The organism is Burkholderia cepacia (assembly GCF_001039005.1).
GTDB lineage: Bacteria > Pseudomonadota > Gammaproteobacteria > Burkholderiales > Burkholderiaceae > Burkholderia > Burkholderia theae.
The window spans coordinates 114,866-135,032 of sequence record NZ_LDWR01000045.1 but is presented as its reverse complement, the minus strand read 5'-3'; the positions used below and the strand labels follow the sequence as shown (position 1 = coordinate 135,032).

Here is a 20,167-nt window from a genome sequence, read left to right as displayed (position 1 = left end):
TCGCCATGCGGGCGCGCTTTACGCGCCCAGCCACATCATCAGGTGCTCGACGCCAGGGCCGAGCGCAAGCGCCGGCACGTAGGTCAGCGCGCCCACCAGCAGCACGGTACCGAGCAGCAGCACGACGAACAGCGGACCGTGCGTCGGCAGCGTGCCGCTCGTCACCGCGATGCGCTTCTTCGCGGCAAGCGAGCCGGCGATCGCCAGCACCGGCACGATCGTGCCGAAGCGGCCGAACCACATCGCGATCGCGGTCATCCAGTTGTAGAACGGCGTGCCGACCGTCAGGCCCGCGAATGCGCTTCCGTTGTTGTTCGCGGCCGAGCTGAACGCGTACAGGATTTCCGAGAAGCCGTGCGGGCCCGGGTTCGCGATGCCGGCCTTGCCCGCATCGGCGAGCACGGCGATCGACGTGCCGACCAGCACGAGCAGCGGCGTGAGCAGCACGACGATCGACACCATCTTCATCTCGTACGACTCGATCTTCTTGCCGACGTATTCCGGCGTGCGGCCGATCATCAGGCCGGCGACGAACACCGCGAGCAGCGCGAACACGAGCATCCCGTAGAGGCCCGAGCCAACCCCGCCGAAGATCACCTCGCCGAGCTGCATCAGCAGCATCGGCACGAGACCGCCGAGCGGCGTCAGCGAATCGTGCATCGTGTCGACCGCGCCGCACGACGCGGCCGTCGTCGCGACCGTGAAGATGCCGGTCTGCGCGATCCCGAAGCGCGTTTCCTTGCCTTCCATGTTGCCGCCCGGCTGCAGCGCGCTCGTCGACTGGTCGACGTGCAGCGCCGCGAGCGTCGGGTTGCCGCCCTGCTCGGCGCTCACCTCGAGGCCGACCGCGACCACGAACGCGACCGTCATCGCCGCGAGCACGGCGATGCCCTGCCGGCGGTCGCCGATCATGCGGCCGAACACGAGACACAGTGCGGCCGGGATGATCAGGATCGCGAAGATCTGGATGAAGTTCGCGAACGGCGTCGGGTTCTCGTACGGGTGCGCGGAGTTCGCGTTGAAGAAGCCGCCACCGTTGGTGCCGAGCATCTTGATCGCTTCCTGCGACGCGACCGGACCCATCGCGAGCGTCTGCTTCGTGAGCGGGGTCGGCACCGTCACCGGGTTGCCCTTGTCGTCCTTCACCGGGTTGCCCTGCGCGTCGAGCTTCGGTGCCGCATAGGTACTCGTCTGCAGCACCGGCACGTCCTCGTACGCCTTCATGTTCTGGATCACGCCCTGGCTCATCAGCAGCCCGGCGATGATCACCGACATCGGCACGAGCACGTACATCGTCACGCGCGTGAGGTCGACCCAGAAGTTGCCGATCGTCTGCGCGGTATGACGCGCGAAGCCGCGGATCAGCGCGATCACGACGATGATGCCGGTCGCGGCCGACAGGAAGTTCTGCACGGTCAGGCCAAGCATCTGCGTCAGGTAGCTGACGGTCTGCTCGGGCGTGTAGTCCTGCCAGTTCGTGTTGGTGACGAAGCTGACGGCCGTGTTGAATGCGCCGTCGACCGTCATCGCGCCGAACTGCTGCGGGTTGCCGGGCAGGAAACCCTGCAGGCGCAGCAGGCCGTAAAGGAACAATGCGCCGAGCGCGTTGAACGCGATCGTCGCGATCGCGTACTGCTTCCAGTTCATCTCGGTGCCGGCATCGACGCCGGCGATGCGGTACAGCACGCGCTCGAGCGGTCCGAACACGCGCACGACGCGCGAAGTGCCGTCCATCACCGCCGTCAGGTAGCGGGCGACCGGAACGGCCGCCGCCAGCAGTACGACGATGAACAACAGCGATTGCAACAGGTTGTTCGCGTTCATTCGATGTCCTCCGCGCGCAGCAGCGCAAAGACGAGATACGCGAACAGCAGGGCCGTCGATGCGCCCGCCAGCCAAAGCATCCAGGTCATGCTCGCCCCCCGCGACCGTATTGCACGAGCTTCTCGCAACCGGCGATCAAACCGAGGATCAGCGCGGTGAAAAGCACCAGGGCGCCGATAAATACCCCATCCATTTTTGTGTTCTCCGTCATCGAAGTGAGACGACTAGAACCTTATGGGAACGCACGTAAAGGACGGGTCAAAGGTGTCGGGGCGGATATAAAAAACGTGTAAACGCGAGGGCGGGAGCGATTCGGGGCGGGACGGGCGACGCCGTGGCGCCGCCCGCGAAGACGCGTGCCGGCATGGCGCCGGCACGATGGGACAGGTCAGGGAACGAGGATCGTCGAGCCGGTGGTCTTGCGCGCTTCGAGATCTTCATGCGCACGGCCGACTTCCGCGAGCGGATAACGCTGGTTGATGCTCGTCTTCACCTTGCCCGACAGGATCACATCGAACAATTCAGCCGCGGCCGCTTCGAGATCGGCGCGCTTCGCGATGTACGAGAACAGCGTCGGGCGCGTGAAGAACAGCGAGCCGCGCGACGAGAACTCCTTCGAGTCGATCGGCGGCAGCGGGCCCGACGCGTTGCCGAAGCTGACGAACAGCCCGAGCGGCGCGAGGCTGTCGAGCGAACCGATGTAGGTATCCTTGCCGATCGAATCGTAGACGACCGGCACGAGCGCATCGTTCGTGATCGCCCTCACACGCTGCGTGAAGTTCTCACGCGTGTAGACGATCGGGTGGTCGCAGCCGTGCGCTTTCGCGAGTTCGGCCTTCTCGTCGGAGCCGACCGTGCCGATCACGGTCGCACCGAGCGCCTTCGCCCACTGGCAGACCAGCAGGCCGACGCCGCCCGCCGCAGCATGGATCAGGATCGTGTCGCCGGCCTTGACCGGATACGTGCGGCGCAGCAGGTAGTGCGCGGTCAGCCCCTGCAGCATCACCGACGCCGCTTCGTCGTAACTGATGCCGTCCGGCAGCTTGACGAGGCGATCGGCGGGCAGCACGCGCTCCTGTGCGTACGCGCCGGGCGACGACCACACATAGGCGACGCGGTCGCCGGGCTTGAACGCGGTCACGTCGTCGCCGACCGCCGTCACCTCGCCCGCCGCCTCCATCCCGAGCCCGGCGGGCAGCGGCTGCGGATAGAGACCGGTGCGGAAATACACGTCGATATAGTTGAGCCCGACCGCATGCTGCTTGACGCGGACCTGACCCGCCTGCGGCTCGCTGACCTCGACGTCGACCCACTTCATCACCTCCGGGCCGCCTGCCTGGTCGTATCGGATTGCTTTCGGCATCGTTTTGCTCCTCTTCTGTCAATCAGTCAGGGAAATCCGGGTCGCCGATGCGCAACCCGGCCGATTCATGCCGGAACCTGGCGGCGGGTGTGCGTCGCGACGCACGATTCTCGCGCGCCGCAGCCGTTTGTGCATGGCCCTGCCGTCAACAGGGACAATCGGGCGCGGCACGCGCCTAGCAAACGTCCTGCATGTTGCGCGCCAGATCGTCGAGCAGCATCCGCGCGGTGGCCACGTTGGTCGCGACCGGCACGTCGTGCACGTCGCACGCGCGCACCAGCGCGGTGATGTCCGGGTCGTGCGGCTGCGCGGTCATCGGGTCGCGCAGGAACACGACGACATCGACGCGGCCGTCGGCCAGTTCCGCGCCGATCTGCAGGTCGCCGCCGAGCGGCCCCGACAGCTTGCGCTCGACCTCGAGCCCGTGCGCGGCCGCGATGCGGCCGCCCGTCGTGCCCGTCGCGACCAGCCGGCATTGCGCAAGCGTCGCGCGGTATTGACCCGCGAGCGCGACGATCTCGTCCTTCTTCGCGTCGTGCGCAATCAGTGCGATGCGGGGTTTGCTCATCTCCAGTTCCTTCGTCGTTCGGTTGTTATCGTGATATCGAGTCGGGCGCGCGTCAGAACGTGCCCGGGTACGCGCCGCCGTCGAGCAGCCAGTTCTGCCCGGTGATATAGCCGGCATGCACGCTGCACAGGAACGCGCACGCCGCGCCGAATTCGTCGCGCGTGCCGAGGCGGCCGGCCGGGATGTCCTTCGTGCGTCGCGCACGCATTTCGTCGACCGTCACGCCCTGCGCCCTCGCCGATGCGGTAAGCGTCGTCGCGATCCGGTCGGTGTCGAACAGCCCCGGCAGCAGGTTGTTGATCGTCACACCCTGGCCGGCGACCTTGCGCGACAGCCCGGCGACGAAGCCGGTCAGCCCGGAGCGCGCGCCGTTCGACAGCGCAAGCACGTCGATCGGCGCCTTCACGGCCGAACTTGTGATGTTGACGATCCGGCCGAAGCCGCGCGCGATCATCCCGTCGAGGGTCGCGCGGATCAGCTCGATCGGCGTCAGCATGTTCGACTCGAGCGCGCGGATCCAGTCGTCGTGCGAGAAGTCGCGGAAGTCGCCGGGCGGCGGGCCGCCGGCATTCGTCACGAGAATGTCCGGCTGCGGGCACGCGGCGAGCGCGGCCGCGCGGCCGTCCGGCGTCGTGATGTCGCAGGCGACCGCCGTGACCGTCACGCCGGACGCCGCGCGGATCGCGTCGGCCGTCGCGTCGAGCGTGTCGCGCGTGCGCGCGACGATCACGAGATTCACGCCTTCGGCGGCCAGCGCTTCCGCGCAGCCGCGACCGAGCCCCTTGCTTGCCGCGCATACGAGCGCGGTCTTTCCTGCGATGCCGAGATCCATCGTCGACTCCTGGTTGGCGACGCGCGCCGGCGCGGCCCGGTCGCTCCGGCCCATGACCACGGGCGGGCCAGGCAGGCGAACGGGCGGGCGCAGGCGCGCGGATTGTCGTGAGACGTCGATATTATCCGGATCATGCGGCGCGCCTTGGTAAAATTGCGGGCATAAGCGCTCGGCCGGCTTGCGCCCGCCCCCGCCCCCGATCCTCTTTTGCCGTAAAGGCGCCCCCGTCATGAAACAGGACAGCCGTTTCCCGAATCTCTTCATCACCGATCACCCGCTGATCCAGCACAAGCTCACGCACATGCGAGACAAGGACACGTCCACGCGCACGTTCCGCGAGCTGCTGCGCGAAATCACGCTGCTGATGGGTTACGAGATCACCCGCAACCTGCCGATCACGACCAAGCGGGTCGAAACCCCGCTCGTCGAGGTCGACGCGCCGGTGATCGCGGGCAAGAAACTGGCGATCGTGCCGGTGCTGCGCGCAGGTATCGGGATGTCGGACGGCCTGCTCGACCTGGTTCCGTCCGCGCGCGTCGGCCACATCGGCGTCTACCGCGCCGAGGACCACCGCCCGGTCGAATACCTCGTGCGCCTGCCGGATCTGGAAGACCGCATCTTCATCCTGTGCGACCCGATGGTCGCGACCGGCTACTCGGCCGTGCATGCGGTCGACGTGCTCAAGCGCCGCAACGTGCCGGCCGCGAACATCACGTTCGTCGCGCTGGTCGCCGCGCCCGAGGGCGTGCAGGTGTTCCAGGACGCGCACCCTGACGTGAAGCTGTTCGTCGCGTCGCTCGATTCGCACCTGAACGAGCATGCGTACATCGTGCCGGGCCTCGGCGACGCGGGCGACCGCCTGTTCGGCACCAAGAACTGAGCACCTGCACGGCCGGGCCGCGCGCGGCCCGGCCCGCGGCGGCCGTCCCGGCCGTTCGGCCATGTGCGGCGGCCCCGATCCGGCGGTCGCCGCGTGATAAAATCTCGATCTACTCGACACGCGCGGCCCCGCGGCTTCATGCCCGCCGAAACGGCCGCCGATTCAACGACACATTGGCACAATCGCCCGCGCAGCGCGCCCGGGCACGGAGAAAGGTATGGCTGGTCATTCGAAATGGGCCAACATCAAGCATAAGAAGGCAGCGGCCGACGCGAAGCGCGGCAAGATCTGGACTCGCCTGATCAAGGAAATCCAGGTCGCGGCGCGCCTCGGCGGCGGCGACGTCGCCTCGAACCCGCGCCTGCGTCTCGCGGTCGACAAGGCGGCCGACGCGAACATGCCGAAGGACAACGTCAAGCGCGCGATCGATCGCGGCGTCGGCGGCGCGGACGGCGCGAACTACGAGGAAATCCGCTACGAAGGCTACGGCATCAGCGGCGCGGCGATCATCGTCGACACGCTGACCGACAACCGCACCCGCACGGTCGCGGAAGTCCGCCACGCGTTCTCGAAGTTTGGCGGCAACATGGGCACCGACGGTTCGGTCGCGTTCATGTTCGATCACGTCGGCCAGTTCCTGTTCGCGCCCGACACGTCGGAAGACGCGCTGATGGAAGCCGCGCTCGAAGCCGGCGCGAACGACGTGAACACGAACGAAGACGGCTCGATCGAAGTGCTGTCCGACTGGCAGGCATTCTCAGCGGTGAAGGACGCGCTCGAAGCCGCCGGCTTCAAGGCCGAACTCGCCGAAGTGACGATGAAGCCGCAGAACGAAGTCGAATTCACCGGCGACGACGCGGCGAAGATGCAGAAACTCCTGGACGCGCTCGAGAACCTCGACGACGTGCAGGACGTGTATACGAACGCCGTCATCGTCGAGGAATGAAATGCCGGCCGCCGTGCTCCTGTCGCGGCGGCGGCCCGACCGAATCCGCGGCCGGCGCGCCTGAGCGTGCCGGCCGCCCTGTTTTCTAGTCTGCGGGGAATCCCATGAAACTACTCGTCGTCGGTTCCGGCGGCCGCGAACATGCGCTGGCGTGGAAGCTCGCGCAGTCGCCGCGCGTCCAGATGGTCTACGTCGCACCGGGCAATGGCGGCACGGCGCAGGACGAGCGCCTGAAGAACGTCGACATCACGGCGCTCGACGAACTCGCCGATTTCGCGGAAAGCGAAGGCATCGCGTTCACGCTCGTCGGGCCGGAAGCACCGCTCGCAGCCGGCATCGTCAACCTGTTCCGCGCGCGCGGCCTGAAGGTGTTCGGCCCGACCCGCGAAGCCGCGCAGCTCGAAAGCTCGAAGGATTTCGCGAAGGCGTTCATGAAGCGCCACGGCATCCCGACGGCCGACTACGAAACCTTCGCCGATGCCGCCGCCGCACACGCGTACATCGACGCGAAGGGCGCACCGATCGTCGTGAAGGCCGACGGCCTCGCGGCCGGCAAGGGTGTCGTCGTCGCGATGACGCTCGAGGAAGCGCATGCGGCGGTCGACATGATGCTGTCGGGCAACAAGCTCGGCGATGCCGGCGCGCGCGTCGTGATCGAGGAATTCCTCGACGGCGAGGAAGCGAGCTTCATCGTGATGGTCGACGGCAAGCACGCGCTGGCGCTGGCTTCCAGCCAGGACCACAAGCGCCTGCTCGACGAGGACCGCGGCCCGAACACCGGCGGCATGGGCGCGTATTCGCCCGCGCCGATCGTCACGCCGCAGATGCACGCACGCGTGATGCGCGAGATCATCATGCCGACCGTGCGCGGGATGGAGAAGGACGGCATCCGCTTCACGGGCTTCCTGTATGCGGGCCTGATGATCGACAAGGAAGGCAATCCGCGCACGCTCGAGTTCAACTGCCGGATGGGCGACCCGGAAACGCAGCCGATCATGGCGCGCCTGAAGAGCGATTTCTCGAAGATCGTCGAGCAGGCGATCGCGGGCACGCTCGACACGGTCGAGCTCGACTGGGACCGCCGCACCGCGCTCGGCGTCGTGCTGGCCGCGCACGGCTACCCGGACGCGCCGCGCAAGGGCGACCGCATCAACGGGATCCCGGCCGAGACCGAGCAGGCAGTCACGTTCCATGCGGGCACGACGCTCGGCGACGGCGACAAGCTCGTGACATCCGGCGGGCGCGTGCTGTGCGTGGTCGGCCTTGCCGATTCGGTGCGCGAAGCGCAGCAGCATGCGTACGACACGATCAACCAGATCAATTTCGAAGGCATGCAGTACCGCCGCGACATCGGCTTCCGCGCGCTCAACCGCAAGAACGCGTGATGTTCGCTTCGGCCGCGCCGCAAGGCTGCGCGGCCGAAGGGGCCTGTTCCCGCTAATAACGGGCTTGCGCTGGCCACCAGGGATGGAATTTTGTTAGTTTCGGGAACGTGCCTTGCCGGCCGCATTGCGGCGTTGCTCGTCGCTTGTTTGGCTCGGCCAAACGGCGCTCCTCGCGCCTTGCACTGCGACCGGCAAGGCACGTTCGCAAGCCCGTTATTAGCGGGAACAGGCCCCTCTGCCGGGGTTCGATAGAATGCCCGGCAGATGCCTTTTTTACGGCCCCCGCTTCGGGCGGGGGCACCCAGTCCAGACATGACCGATTCAACCTACGACGTGGCGCGCGTGCGCACGTACCTCCAGGGCCTGCAGGCACGCATCGCCGACGCGCTCGGCGCGCTCGACGGCACGCCGCTCGCGACCGACGCATGGCAGCGCGGCCCGGCCGAACGCCTGCGCGGCGGCGGCTGCACGCGGATTCTCGAGGGCGGCCGCGTGTTCGAACGCGCGGGAATCGGCTTTTCCGACGTCGCGGGCGACGCGCTGCCGCCGTCGGCGAGCGCGGCGCGCCCGCAGCTCGCGGGCCGCGGCTTCGAGGCGCTCGGCGTGTCGCTCGTGCTGCACCCGCGCAATCCGTACTGCCCGACCGTGCACATGAACGTGCGGATGCTGATCGCGACGAAACCGGGCGAGGAGCCCGTGTTCTGGTTCGGCGGCGGCATGGATCTGACACCGGTTTACGGTTTCGAGGACGACGCACGTCATTTCCACCAGACCTGCAAGGATGCGCTCGACCCGTTCGGCGCCGAGTTGTACCCGCGCTTCAAGAAGTGGTGCGACGAATATTTCTTCCTGAAGCACCGCAACGAGATGCGCGGCATCGGCGGGATCTTCTTCGACGATTTCTCCGAGCCCGGTTTCGAACGCTCGTTTGACATGATGCAAAGCGTCGGCGATGCGTTCCTGCAGGCCTACCTGCCGATCGTCGAGCGCCGCGTCGACCTGCCGTACGGCGAGCGCGAGCGCGATTTCCAGGCGTACCGCCGCGGCCGCTATGTCGAATTCAACCTCGTGTTCGACCGTGGCACGCTGTTCGGCCTGCAAAGCGGCGGCCGGACCGAGTCGATCCTGATGTCGATGCCGCCGGTCGCGAACTGGCGCTACAACTGGCAGCCCGAACCGGGAACGCCCGAAGCGCGCCTGTACAGCGACTTCATCGTGCCGCGCGACTGGGTGTGAGCCCGCGCGCCCCGCTGCCCCAAGAAAAGGACGCGTTTCTGGACACCACCATCCGCCCCGCCCCGCTGCCGCGTCGTATCGGCTTGCTGGGCGGTACTTTCGACCCGATCCACGACGGCCATCTCGCGCTCGCGCGCCGGTTCGCCGAGCTGCTCGGTCTGACCGAGCTCGTGCTGCTGCCCGCCGGGCAGCCGTACCAGAAGCGCGACGTGTCGGCCGCCGAGCACCGGCTCGCGATGACGCGCGCGGCCGCGGATGCGCTCGTGCTGCCGGGCGTGACCGTGACCGTCGCCACCGACGAGATCGAGCACGCCGGCCCGACCTACACGGTCGACACGCTCGCGCGCTGGCGCGAGCGGATCGGCCCGGACGCGTCGCTGTCGCTGCTGATCGGCGCCGACCAGCTCGTGCGCCTCGACACGTGGCGTGACTGGCGCAAGCTGTTCGACTACGCGCACATCTGCGCGTCGACGCGACCGGGCTTCGAGCTCGGTGCGGCGCCGCCGGACGTCGCGCGGGAAATCGCCGCGCGGCAGGCCGGCGCCGACGTGCTGAAGGCCACGCCGGCCGGCAGCCTGCTGATCGACACGGCACTCGCATTCGACATTGCCGCGACCGACATCCGCGCGCACCTGCGCGAATGCATCGCGCGCCATGCGCAAATGCCCGACGCGTCGGCCGAGCATGTGCCGGCCGCCGTATGGGCCTATATTCTTCAACATCGCCTCTACCACACCTGATTCCATGGATATTCGCAAACTGCAGCGCGTGATCGTCGACGCCCTCGAAGACGTCAAGGCGCAAGACATCAAGGTGTTCAACACCAGCCACCTGACCGAACTGTTCGACCGCGTGGTCGTCGCCTCGGGCACCTCCAACCGCCAGACCAAGGCGCTCGCGTCGAACGTGCGCGACAAGGTCAAGGAAGCCGGCGGCGACGTCGTCAGCTCCGAGGGTGAAGACACCGGCGAATGGGTGCTGGTCGACTGCGGCGACGCCGTCGTGCACATCCTGCAGCCGGCCCTGCGCCAGTACTACAACCTCGAGGAAATCTGGGGCGACAAGCCTGTCCGGATGAAACTCGGCGGCGGCAAGGGCCCGAACGGCTTCGCCACCGCAAGCGAAGACGAGGACGACGAGGAAGAAGCACCGGCAGCCCGCCCGGCGCGCAAAACGGCCGCCCGCCGCCGCTAAGTCGTCACGAATCGTCCCGATGAAGCTTTTCATCCTCGCGGTCGGCCACAAGATGCCGGGCTGGATCGCATCCGGCTTCGACGAATACACGAAGCGGATGCCGCCCGAGCTGCGCATCGAGTTGCGCGAAATCAAGCCCGAACTGCGTTCGGGCGGCCGTAGCGCCGACAGCGTGATGGCCGCCGAGCGGCAGAAGATCGAGGCCGCGCTGCCGAAGGGCGCGCGCCTCGTCGCGCTCGACGAGCGCGGCCGCGACTGGACCACGATGCAGCTCGCGCAGGCGCTGCCCGGCTGGCAGCAGGACGGCCGCGACGTCGCATTCGTGATCGGCGGCGCCGACGGGCTCGATCCGGAACTGAAAGCACGCGCCGACGTGCTGCTGCGCATCTCGAGCATGACGCTGCCGCACGGGATGGTGCGCGTGCTGCTCGCCGAACAGCTTTACCGGGCGTGGAGCATCACGCAGAATCACCCCTATCACCGCGCATGACGTGTCGTCCTCGAGACGCGCGCCGCGCGCGCTCACCGAGATAACGACACCATGCCGTCCAGCACGTCCCCCGCGCTTTTCCCCACCCTTTACCTCGCTTCGCAAAGCCCGCGCCGCCAGGAGCTGCTGCAGCAGATCGGCGTACGCTTCGAACTGCTGCTGCCGCGCCCCGACGAGGACGCCGAGGCGCTCGAGGCCGAACTGCCCGGCGAAGCCGCCGATGCGTACGTGCGGCGCGTGACCGTCGCGAAGGCCGAGGCCGCGCGTGCGCGCCTCGTCGCGAGCGGCAAGCCGGCCGCGCCGGTGCTGGTCGCCGACACGACGGTGACGATCGACGGCGCGATCCTCGGCAAGCCGGCCGACGCGGACGACGCGCTCGCGATGCTGACGCGCCTCGCGGGCCGCGAACACGCGGTGCTGACCGCCGTCGCCGTGATCGATGCCGGCGGCGAACTGCTGCCGCCCGCGCTGTCGCGCTCGTCGGTGCGCTTCGCGGCCGCGTCGCACGACGCCTACGCGCGCTACGTCGAAACGGGCGAGCCGTTCGGCAAGGCCGGTGCGTACGCGATCCAGGGGCGCGCCGCCGAATTCATCGAGCGGATCGACGGTTCCCATTCGGGTATCATGGGTCTGCCCCTCTTTGAGACCGCCGCGCTGCTGCGTGCGGCGCGTGTCGCCTTCTGAACCCCACCTTGACAGATCTCCTTCCTGAAGGACGAAGATTCCCACTTCAACGAATGCCACCCGACATCGCCTCACTAAGAGACATGGGATTTACGCCTTCTCCATGGGCTGACACCGCCAGTCCGGCGGCCAAAACGTTACGTGCTGCGTTGATGTCGCGATCGTGGGGCGCTGCGCACTCCGGACAGACCCACGAGCGCACCTTCAGCGGCAGCGTGGCGACGGTATGCCCGCAATCGGAACATCGCTTACTGGACGGATACCAGCGATCGATTCCGATCAACGTGCGTCCGTACCACTCGGCCTTGTACGTCAACTGCCGTGCGAATTCCGACCAGCCTGCATCGCCGATCGATTTTGCGAGCCTTCGGTTCTTTAGCATGTGGCTGACGGCAAGGCTTTCGATGGCGATCACTTGGTTTTCGTGGATCAGCCGGGTTGAAAGCTTGTGCAGGAAATCCCTGCGGCCGTCTGCTATCCGGGCGTACATGCGTGCGACTTTGAGTTTCGCCTTCCTGCGATTCGCGGACCCCGTTTGCTTCCTCGCCAGCCGTCGTTGCAGCTTAGCGAGCTTGGCTTCGTTCTTGCGGAACGCGTTCGGTGCAGCGATCTTCTCTCCAGTTGAAAGAACGATAAAATTTGTCAACCCGAAGTCGATGCCGACCATACCGGATGCTTCCGATTTTGCAGAAACCACGTCGTCGCACAGCATCGACACGTGGTATCGACCAGCCGTGTCTTTCGACACCGTGACGGTGGTTACCTTCGCGCCTTTCGGAATGGTACGTGACCGGCGAATCGCAAGCGGCGCGTCCATCTTCGCCAATCTCAGCGAAGTACCGTCCCACTTGAAGGCGCTCGCCGTGTACTCGGCGGATTGCACGCCGTCCTTGCGCCGAAAGTTCGGGTACTTCGCGTGCGTGGCGAAGAAGTTCGAGAATGCCGTCTGCAAGTGGCGCAGCGCCTGCTGGAGCGGGACCGAACTGACGTCCTTCAGCCACGCATGCTCGGGTGTTTTCTTCAGCGCGGTAAGCGCGGCGGAGGTCTCGTGATAACTGACACGCGCTCGACGCTGCTGCCACGCATCGGTGCGCATCCGCAGCATGTGGTTGTACACAAAGCGCGCGCACCCGAACGTCCGAGCAAGCATCGCTGCCTGCTCGGACGTCGGGTAGAACCTGAATCGATAGGCGCGCTTGATGTCCATGCGTTACACCATGTCATAGGCTCACGTATGCCTCAAGCCTTGGAGGGGCAGTCATTTGGCTGCACCCCATCGACGCCCCGACCTGAAGGACGGGGTTTCTCGGAGCAAACTCGATGAACGAAGAAATCCTGATCAACCTCACGCCGCAGGAAACGCGGGTCGCACTCGTCCAGCAAGGCGCGGTGCAGGAACTTCACGTCGAGCGCACGCTGTCGCGCGGGCGGGTCGGCAACATCTATCTCGGCAAGGTCGTGCGCGTGCTGCCCGGCATGCAGTCGGCGTTCATCGACATTGGCCTCGAGCGCGCGGCGTTTCTGCACGTCGCCGACATCTGGCAGCCGCGCATCGCGGGCGAGCCACAGTCGAGCGCGCCGCACCAGCCGATCGAAAAGACCGTGTTCGAAGGCCAGACGCTGATGGTCCAGGTGATCAAGGATCCGATCGGCACGAAGGGCGCGCGGCTGTCGACGCAGGTCAGCATCGCGGGCCGCACGCTCGTCTACCTGCCGCAGGAGCCACATATCGGCATCTCGCAGAAGATCGAGAGCGAGGCCGAGCGCGAGGCCGTGCGCGCGCGCCTGACGGCCGTGATCCCGCCGGACGAGAAAGGCGGCTACATCGTGCGGACGATCGCCGAGGACGCCACCTCCGACGAACTGGCCGGCGACGTCACGTACCTGCGCAAGACCTGGGCGACCATCGTCGGGCTTGCGCAGCGGCTGCCGGCGACGAGCCTGCTGTACCAGGATCTCGATCTCGCGCAGCGCGTGCTGCGCGATTTCGCGAACGACGACACGACGCGCATCCAGGTCGATTCGCGCGAGACGTACCAGCGCCTCGCGGAATTCGCGTCCGAGTTCACGCCGGCCGTGGCCCCGAAGCTGCACCACTACACGGGCGAGCGGCCGCTGTTCGACCTGTACAACATCGAGACGGAGATCCAGCGCGCGCTGTCGCGCCGCGTCGACCTGAAGTCGGGTGGCTACCTGATGATCGACCAGACCGAGGCGATGACGACGATCGACGTGAACACGGGCGGCTATGTCGGCGCGCGCAACTTCGACGACACGATCTTCAAGACCAACCTCGAGGCCGCGCACACAATCGCGCGGCAACTGCGGCTGCGCAACCTCGGCGGGATCATCATCATCGACTTCATCGACATGGAGAACGCCGAGCATCGCGACGCGGTGCTGTCCGAGCTGAAAAAGGCGCTGTCGCGCGACCGCACGCGCGTGACGGTCAACGGCTTCTCGCAACTCGGGCTCGTCGAGATGACGCGCAAGCGCACGCGAGAATCGCTCGCGCACGTGCTGTGCGAACCGTGCCCGACCTGCCAGGGCAAGGGCCAGGTGAAAACGTCGCGCACCGTGTGCTACGACGTCCTGCGCGAGATCCTGCGTGAATCGCGGCAGTTCAATCCGCGCGAATTCCGCGTGATCGCCGCGCAGCAGGTGATCGACTTGTTCCTCGACGAGGAGTCGCAGCATCTCGCGATGCTGATCGACTTCATCGGCAAGCCGGTGTCGCTGCAGGTCGAGTCGAACCTGAGCCAGGAGCAGTACGATATCGTGCTGATGTAAGGTTCCGCCCATCCCGCCGCCGGCATTGCCGCGCGGCGCTTCGATGCGGCGCCCGGGTCGCTCGCGCATGCCGCGTCAGCACCCGCCGCCGCCCTTTCACCCCCCTTTTCGCATTCACGACATACCATGAGCCAAGGCCACAACCGCCGCCAGCGCAAGAAACTCCACATCGGCGAGTTCCAGGAACTCGCGTTCAACGCAACCGCGCATTACCGCAACGAGCTGACCGACCTCGAACGCGGCGAGTTGATCGACGCGTTCATCGATTTCGTCGAAGCGCACGGACTCCTGACCGTCGCGTCCGCGGACGAAGGCATCGGCGCCTACGTGATCTCCGGCGCACCGCGCGGCACGACGACCGACGCCGATCGCGAGCTCGTGCGCGGGTGGCTGGCTGCACGGCCGGAACTGACCGACGTCAATGTCAGCGAATTCACCGACGCGTGGTATCCGGACGCCTGATTTTCCGGCTTCTCGCTGCATCGGGCAGCGCCCGCGCCTGTCCGCCTTGAAGGCGGGTCAGGCCGGCGCCGCCTGCGGCGCCTGCGTGCGCCCCTCTCCTCCCGCCGCTCGGCACCCGCGCCACCGGTACCGACTCTCACGAATCGCGCCGCGCCGATCCCTACCTTTTCCCGACAGTCCGCCTCCAACGGGCCATCGAAATCGGTCCTGAAAGCAAGACACGTTAAACTCTCACCTCGCGTGGTGCGCCGCCCGCACCCGCCATCCATCGCCAGCCGCGTGCCTTCGGGCCGCCCCCGACCCATGGAGTGAGTGTCAATGAGCGGCGGACTTCCGTTTCCCGCATCCCGCAAGTCGTTTCCGTCCTCGACGGTCTTCCTGATTCTCGCCGCCGCCGCGCTGCTGTCCGGCTGCGGGCTGCTGCCGACCCAGAATCCGCCCGCGCCGATCAGCGAGGCGCTCGTCGAGCCTGTCGAGGAAACGGCCGGCGAGCCGCTGACGATGCCGCCCGTGCCGGCGCCGACGCAGCCGGAAGAACCGGAAGCGCCGAAGAAGCCGCACCGCGAGGTGACGCGGCCGAAGCCCGTGCAGCGCCCCGAAACGCCGACGCCGCCCCCGCCGCCGCCCGCGCCGCTCGTCGCGACGCGCCCGATCGACCGCACCCAGATCCATGCGCTGCTCGACAGCGAAGTCGCGCGCCGCAACGGCAAGGTGATCGGCCGCGCGGTCGACATGGTGGTCGACGCGGGCGGCAAGCCGCGCGAGATGATCGTCAACCTGCAGGGCTTCATGGGCGTCGGCGACCGCAAGGTCATCTTCCCGTGGAACGTGTTCCGCTTCACGCCGGGCGGCAAGCAGGAGCCGATCGTGCTCGACGTGCCGTCAGGCGACCTGCCGCCGGCCGCGCGGCCGAAAGCCGTGCCGCTGTCGGGCTCGGCCGCGGCCTCGCCCGCGACGCGGCTGCCGATGCTCGACAGCGATGTCGAGCGCCCGAACGGCACGAAGATCGGCCGCATCGTCGACGTGCTGATCGACCGAGGCGCCCAACCGCAGGCCGTCGTGCTCGACCTCGGCGGGCTCGTCAATACCGACCGCCGCTCGATCGCCGCGAGCTGGGGCGCGCTGCGCTTCGTCACGCGCGACAAGGCGCTGCATCCGCAGCTCGACCTGAACGACGCGCAGATCAAGGCGTCGCCGCCGTACGCGGCAGACAAGCCGATCGTCGTGGTCTCGCCGCCTGCTGCGCCGGCTTCGTCTGCGAGTGTTGCCCGATGACGATCAAGCATTCCGTCAGCGTACGCAGTCTCCGGTCCCTCGACTGGCTCAACTTCTTCGTTGCAAACGTTCAAACAGGGTTCGGTCCGTTCATCGCGTCCTACCTCGCGTCGCACAAGTGGACGCAGGGCGAGATCGGCATGGTGCTGTCGATCGGCACGATCAGCGCGATGGTCAGCCAGGTGCCGGGCGGCGCGGCCGTCGATGCGCTAAAGAACAAGAAAGGCGCGGCCGCGTGGGCGATCGTGGCCATCATCCTGTCCGCGGTGCTGCTCGCGTCGAGTCCGACGATCGTGCCGGTGATCGCCGCCGAGGTGTTCCACGGTTTCGCGAGCTGCATGCTCGTGCCGGCGATGGCCGCGATTTCGTTCTCGCTCGTCGGCCGCGCCGACCTCGGCGACCGGCTCGGCCGCAATGCGCGCTGGGCGTCGATCGGCAGCGCGGTCGCGGCGGGCCTGATGGGGCTCACCGGCGAATACTTCTCCGCGCGCGCGGTGTTCTGGCTGACCGCCGTGCTGGCGCTGCCCGCGCTGTTCGCGCTCGCGATGATCCAGCCGACGCACGAAGTGATCCCGCAATCGTCGAAGCCGGACGATCACGGCGACCACGGCGAAGCCGGCGAGCGCGAAACGCTGCTCGAACTGCTGCGCGACCGCCGGATGCTGATCTTCGCGGCGTGCGTCGTGCTGTTCCACCTGTCGAACGCGGCGATGCTGAACCTCGCGGCCGGTGAAGTCACGGCCGGGATGGGCGAGAACGTGCAGCTCGTGATCGCCGCATGCATCATCGTGCCGCAGGCGATCGTCGCGATGCTGTCGCCGTGGGTCGGCCGCTCCGCGCAACGCTGGGGGCGCCGGCCAATCCTGCTGCTCGGCTTCTCCGCGCTGCCGGTGCGCGCGTTGCTGTTCGCCGGCGTGAGCAGCCCGTACCTGCTCGTGCCCGTGCAGATGCTCGACGGCATCAGCGCGGCGGTGTTCGGCGTGATGCTGCCGCTGATCGCGGCCGACGTCGCGGGCGGCAAGGGCCGCTACAACCTGTGCATCGGGCTGTTCGGGCTCGCGGCCGGGATCGGTGCGACGCTCAGCACGGCTGCGGCCGGCTACGTCGCCGATCATTTCGGCAACGCGGTCAGCTTCTTCGGGCTCGCGGGCGCGGGCGCGCTCGCGGTGCTGCTGGTCTGGCTCGTGATGCCCGAAACGCGCGTCGAGAACGGCGACGCGGCCGCCGACGAAGCGGCCCCCGCATCGCCCGAGCAGGCGCACTGAAGGCGGCACGCCGCCGTTATCCGCTTCTTGGCCGACTCACGATGGATACGATCAGGACACTCAACGAAGCCCGCCAGCAGATCCAGCAGTCGATCTTCGATCTGTTCAAGGGGCTGACCTTCGGCGAACGGCTCGCGCAAGGCGTGCTGATGGCCGTCCAGGCCGTCTGCGGCGCGTGCCTCGCCTTCGCGATCGGCCGTGCGCTGCACACCGAGCAGGCCGTCTGGGCCGCCGTCACGGCGATTGCCGTCACGCAGCACAACTACTCGGACACGATGTCGCTGTCGCGCGACCAGTTCATCGGCGCGATGATCGGCGGCGTGCTCGGCTTCGCGGGCGCCGCGCTCGGCGGCGATCGCCTCGTTGCCTATGCACTCGCGGTGGCGCTCACGATCGTCTGCTGCTGGTGTCTGAACGTCGGCAGCGCGGCACGGCTCGGCGGCGTGACCGCAACGATCGTGCTGCTGTTTCCGGGCAACGGCCCGCTGTGGGACATTCCGCTGATGCGATTGGGCGAGGTCGCGCTCGGCACCGTGTGTGCGCTAGGCGTGTGCTGGGTGATGTCGAAAATCGAGCGGCGCTGGTTTCGCCGCGCGACGGCGGCAAAGTGACGCGGCGGGCCGGCTGCCCGGCGCGCATCGCGGCATCGCGATACGTGCCGGGCGATCGGCAAGGTCAGTCGCCGATCCGCAGCACAATGCCGGAACCGATCTGCACCAGCAGGTGATCCCCGCCGACGCCAACCCATTGATAGCCGCGCGGCGGCGGGCTCAGGCGATAGCCGCGCCAGTCGTCGATCACGTACTGGCGATCGCGGAACTCGGGGGGAAGCCGGTCGCCCTTGTGCCACTCGCGGCGCGGCTGGTCGGCCCAGCGCGGCGGCACGTCGTCCTCATGACGCATCTGGCCGGGCGGCGGGCGTTTCGGGCCGTGGCCACGCTGCATGCCGTGGTCGCCCTGGTCGTTGTGGTTGTCGTGATCCTGCGCCATCGCGGCCGGTGCGGCGAAACCCGCCGCGATCACCGCGGCCAGCATCATCCCGTGCATCTTCTTCATTGTGCCTTCCCTCCGTGTTGTCACGTCGAACGAAACCACTCGAACTACCCGATGAAGACTAGCACACGGTAACGCGCGGCCGCATGACCGCGCGTTACGCCGCCTGCTGCTGGTACTGGATCCGGTGCAGGTGCGCGTACAGGCCGCCGTGGCGCAGCAGTTCGTCGTGGCTGCCCTCTTCGACGATCTTGCCGGCCTCGAGCACGAGGATGCGATCCGCGCGCTCGATCGTCGACAGCCGGTGCGCGATCACGAGCGTCGTGCGGCCTTCCATCAGCCGCTCAAGCGCGGCCTGCACGTGGCGCTCCGATTCCGAATCCAGCGCCGACGTCGCCTCGTCGAGGATCAGGATCGGCGCGTCCTTGTAGATCGCGCGCGCGATCGCGAGCCGCTGACGCTGGCCGCCGGACAGCCGCATCCCGTTGCCGCCGACGAGCGTGTCGAGCCCGTCGGGCATCGCGGCGACCGCATCGGCGAGGTTCGCGGCCTCGAGCGCGGCCTGCACGCGCGCGCGGTCGGGCGTCTGCCCGTAGGCGACGTTCGCGGCGATCGTGTCGTTGAACAGCACGACGTCCTGGCTGACCATCGCCATCTGGCCGCGCAGCGCGTGGAGGTCGTAATCGGACACCGGCACGCCGTCGACCAGGATCGCACCGCCCGTCGGGTCGAAGAAGCGCGGCAGCAGGTTCACGAGCGTCGTCTTGCCGCTGCCGGACGGGCCGGCGAGCGCGATCATTTCACCCGGCGCGACCTTGAACGAGATGCGGTCGAGCGTCGGCCGCTCGGCCGCGCCGTAGTCGAACGTCACGCCGCGAAACTCGATCTCGCCGCGCGCCTGCGGCAGCGGCCGGCCGCCGCCCTGCGGCTCGGACGGCTCGTCGATCAGCCCGAAGATCAGCTCGGCGGCGGTCATCCCGCGCTGCAGCGGCTGGTTGACGTCGATCAGGTGCTTGAGCGGCGAGATCACCAGCAGCATCGACGTGACGAACGCGACGAAGCCGCCGACCGTCGTCTGGTCGTTCGTCGACTGCACGACCGCGATCGTGATCACGACCGCGAGTGCGATCGACGCGAGGAACTGCGTAAGCGGCTGCGCGAGGCCGCCCGAGATCGTCATGCGCATCGCGTAGCCGCGCAGGCGCTTGCTCATCGCGGTGAAGCGGTCCATCTCGTACGTCTCGCCGTTATGCACCTTGACGACCTTGTAGCCGGCGACCGTCTCCTCGACGATGTACGACAGCTCGTTGGTCAGCGTCTGGTGCTCGCGGTTCAGGCGACGCAGGCGGCGGTTGATCTTGCTGACGAGCCAGCCGATGCCGGGCAGGATCACCGCGACGATCAGCGTGAGCCGCCAGTTCAGGTAGAACAGGTAGCCGAGCAGGAAGATCACGGTCAGCGAATCGCGCACGAGCGTGACCATCACGCCGGTCAGCACCGACAGGATCTGGTTGACCTCGAACACGATCGCGTTGATCACCGTGCTCGCGGTCTCGCGCTGGAAGAACGACGCGCTCGTGTGGAGCATCCGCTGGAACATCTCGAGCCGCAGTTGCAGCAGGATGCGGTTCGACACGTAGTTGAGCAGGTAATTCGATGCGTACTGCGATACGCCGCGCACGAGCGCGAGGCCGATCACCGCGATCGGCACGTACCATTTCGCGTTGTCGCTGCCGTGCGCGCCGAAGCCGTGGTCGAGGAGCGGCTTGAGCAGCGCCGGAATGCCGGCCTCGGTGGCCGCGACGACGCCCATCGTCATCACGGCGAGCACCACGATGCCGATCAGCGGCCGGATGTACGGCCACAGGCGCTTGAGGACCGTGACCGGCGAGGTGCCGGTGCTGTCCATCGGTTTGCGAAGAGTGTTCTGGGTTTCCAAGGCAATCCTTCTTGAGCCGCGATGCGGCGCCCGGCGCGTGA

General features: G+C 67.5%; 21 protein-coding genes. 13 read left to right on the top strand and 8 right to left on the bottom strand.

Going from position 1 to position 20,167, the window contains the following annotated elements; all coding sequences use genetic code 11:
• Positions 1-18: 18 nt before the first annotated feature.
• The 5 genes from kdpA to VL15_RS25535 all read right to left on the bottom strand — a co-directional run bounded on the left by kdpA (position 19) and on the right by VL15_RS25535 (position 4,587).
• Positions 19-1,824 (bottom strand): potassium-transporting ATPase subunit KdpA, encoded by a 1,806-nt coding sequence (kdpA, locus tag VL15_RS25560; RefSeq protein ID WP_048249301.1) that lies wholly within the window; start codon positions 1,822-1,824, stop codon positions 19-21.
• Entirely contained in the window at positions 1,821-1,913 is a 93-nt protein-coding gene (kdpF, locus tag VL15_RS25555; RefSeq protein ID WP_006752209.1) for a K(+)-transporting ATPase subunit F, read from the bottom strand. The genes kdpA and kdpF overlap by 4 nt, the downstream gene beginning before the upstream one ends.
• 299 nt (positions 1,914-2,212) lie before the next feature.
• Positions 2,213-3,187, bottom strand: a complete 975-nt coding sequence (locus VL15_RS25545) for a quinone oxidoreductase family protein (RefSeq protein ID WP_048249298.1) — start codon at positions 3,185-3,187, stop codon at positions 2,213-2,215.
• Positions 3,188-3,362: 175 nt separating this feature from the next.
• On the bottom strand, positions 3,363-3,755 hold the full coding sequence (locus VL15_RS25540) for a methylglyoxal synthase (protein ID WP_048249296.1): 393 nt from the start codon (positions 3,753-3,755) through the stop codon (positions 3,363-3,365).
• 52 nt (positions 3,756-3,807) lie between these two features.
• Positions 3,808-4,587, bottom strand: coding sequence for an SDR family oxidoreductase (locus VL15_RS25535; RefSeq protein WP_048249427.1), 780 nt, complete (start codon positions 4,585-4,587; stop codon positions 3,808-3,810).
• Positions 4,588-4,816: 229 nt separating this feature from the next.
• On the opposite strand from VL15_RS25535, the gene upp reads away from it, so the two are divergent.
• The 8 genes from upp (at position 4,817) to VL15_RS25495 (ending at position 11,402) form a co-directional block, all read left to right on the top strand.
• The gene (upp, locus tag VL15_RS25530; RefSeq protein WP_048249293.1) at positions 4,817-5,467 is read left to right on the top strand and encodes a uracil phosphoribosyltransferase; all 651 of its coding nucleotides are present in this window, start codon (positions 4,817-4,819) and stop codon (positions 5,465-5,467) included.
• Positions 5,468-5,684: 217 nt separating this feature from the next.
• Positions 5,685-6,413: a YebC/PmpR family DNA-binding transcriptional regulator gene (locus VL15_RS25525; RefSeq protein WP_048249291.1), complete on the top strand. Its 729-nt coding sequence runs from the start codon at positions 5,685-5,687 to the stop codon at positions 6,411-6,413.
• A 104-nt stretch (positions 6,414-6,517) separates the two neighbouring features.
• Positions 6,518-7,798, top strand: coding sequence for a phosphoribosylamine--glycine ligase (gene purD, locus VL15_RS25520; protein ID WP_048249290.1), 1,281 nt, complete (start codon positions 6,518-6,520; stop codon positions 7,796-7,798).
• Positions 7,799-8,110: 312 nt separating this feature from the next.
• Complete coding sequence (gene hemF, locus VL15_RS25515) at positions 8,111-9,034, top strand: oxygen-dependent coproporphyrinogen oxidase (RefSeq protein ID WP_048249288.1); 924 nt, start codon at positions 8,111-8,113, stop codon at positions 9,032-9,034.
• 14 nt (positions 9,035-9,048) lie between these two features.
• Complete coding sequence (locus VL15_RS25510; protein ID WP_196319625.1) at positions 9,049-9,774, top strand: nicotinate-nucleotide adenylyltransferase; 726 nt, start codon at positions 9,049-9,051, stop codon at positions 9,772-9,774.
• Between the two features lie 4 nt (positions 9,775-9,778).
• The gene (gene rsfS / locus VL15_RS25505; protein WP_048249284.1) at positions 9,779-10,228 is read left to right on the top strand and encodes a ribosome silencing factor; all 450 of its coding nucleotides are present in this window, start codon (positions 9,779-9,781) and stop codon (positions 10,226-10,228) included.
• A 19-nt stretch (positions 10,229-10,247) separates the two neighbouring features.
• Positions 10,248-10,718 (top strand): 23S rRNA (pseudouridine(1915)-N(3))-methyltransferase RlmH, encoded by a 471-nt coding sequence (gene rlmH / locus VL15_RS25500; protein ID WP_048249282.1) that lies wholly within the window; start codon positions 10,248-10,250, stop codon positions 10,716-10,718.
• 51 nt (positions 10,719-10,769) lie between these two features.
• Entirely contained in the window at positions 10,770-11,402 is a 633-nt protein-coding gene (locus tag VL15_RS25495; RefSeq protein WP_048249281.1) for a Maf family protein, read from the top strand.
• A gap of 46 nt (positions 11,403-11,448) precedes the next feature.
• Here VL15_RS25495 and VL15_RS25490 read toward each other — a convergent pair whose 3' ends face one another.
• Positions 11,449-12,609 (bottom strand): RNA-guided endonuclease InsQ/TnpB family protein, encoded by a 1,161-nt coding sequence (locus VL15_RS25490; RefSeq protein WP_048249279.1) that lies wholly within the window; start codon positions 12,607-12,609, stop codon positions 11,449-11,451.
• 113 nt (positions 12,610-12,722) lie between these two features.
• On the opposite strand from VL15_RS25490, the gene rng reads away from it, so the two are divergent.
• The 5 genes from rng to VL15_RS25465 all read left to right on the top strand — a co-directional run bounded on the left by rng (position 12,723) and on the right by VL15_RS25465 (position 17,805).
• Complete coding sequence (rng, locus tag VL15_RS25485; RefSeq protein ID WP_048249278.1) at positions 12,723-14,192, top strand: ribonuclease G; 1,470 nt, start codon at positions 12,723-12,725, stop codon at positions 14,190-14,192.
• A gap of 126 nt (positions 14,193-14,318) precedes the next feature.
• The gene (locus VL15_RS25480) at positions 14,319-14,654 is read left to right on the top strand and encodes a YggL family protein (RefSeq protein WP_048249276.1); all 336 of its coding nucleotides are present in this window, start codon (positions 14,319-14,321) and stop codon (positions 14,652-14,654) included.
• Positions 14,655-14,972: 318 nt separating this feature from the next.
• Entirely contained in the window at positions 14,973-15,929 is a 957-nt protein-coding gene (locus VL15_RS25475) for a PRC-barrel domain-containing protein (protein ID WP_048249274.1), read from the top strand.
• Positions 15,926-17,194 (top strand): MFS transporter, encoded by a 1,269-nt coding sequence (locus VL15_RS25470; protein ID WP_048249272.1) that lies wholly within the window; start codon positions 15,926-15,928, stop codon positions 17,192-17,194. Before VL15_RS25475 ends, VL15_RS25470 begins: the two co-directional genes overlap by 4 nt.
• A gap of 41 nt (positions 17,195-17,235) precedes the next feature.
• Entirely contained in the window at positions 17,236-17,805 is a 570-nt protein-coding gene (locus VL15_RS25465; RefSeq protein ID WP_048249270.1) for an FUSC family protein, read from the top strand.
• 64 nt (positions 17,806-17,869) lie between these two features.
• Here the strand turns inward: VL15_RS25465 and VL15_RS25460 are convergent, their stop codons facing one another.
• The gene (locus VL15_RS25460; protein ID WP_048249269.1) at positions 17,870-18,250 is read right to left on the bottom strand and encodes an RcnB family protein; all 381 of its coding nucleotides are present in this window, start codon (positions 18,248-18,250) and stop codon (positions 17,870-17,872) included.
• A gap of 94 nt (positions 18,251-18,344) precedes the next feature.
• Positions 18,345-20,096, bottom strand: coding sequence for a lipid A export permease/ATP-binding protein MsbA (gene msbA, locus VL15_RS25455; RefSeq protein ID WP_048249268.1), 1,752 nt, complete (start codon positions 20,094-20,096; stop codon positions 18,345-18,347).
• Between the last annotated feature and the right edge of the window lie 71 nt (positions 20,097-20,167).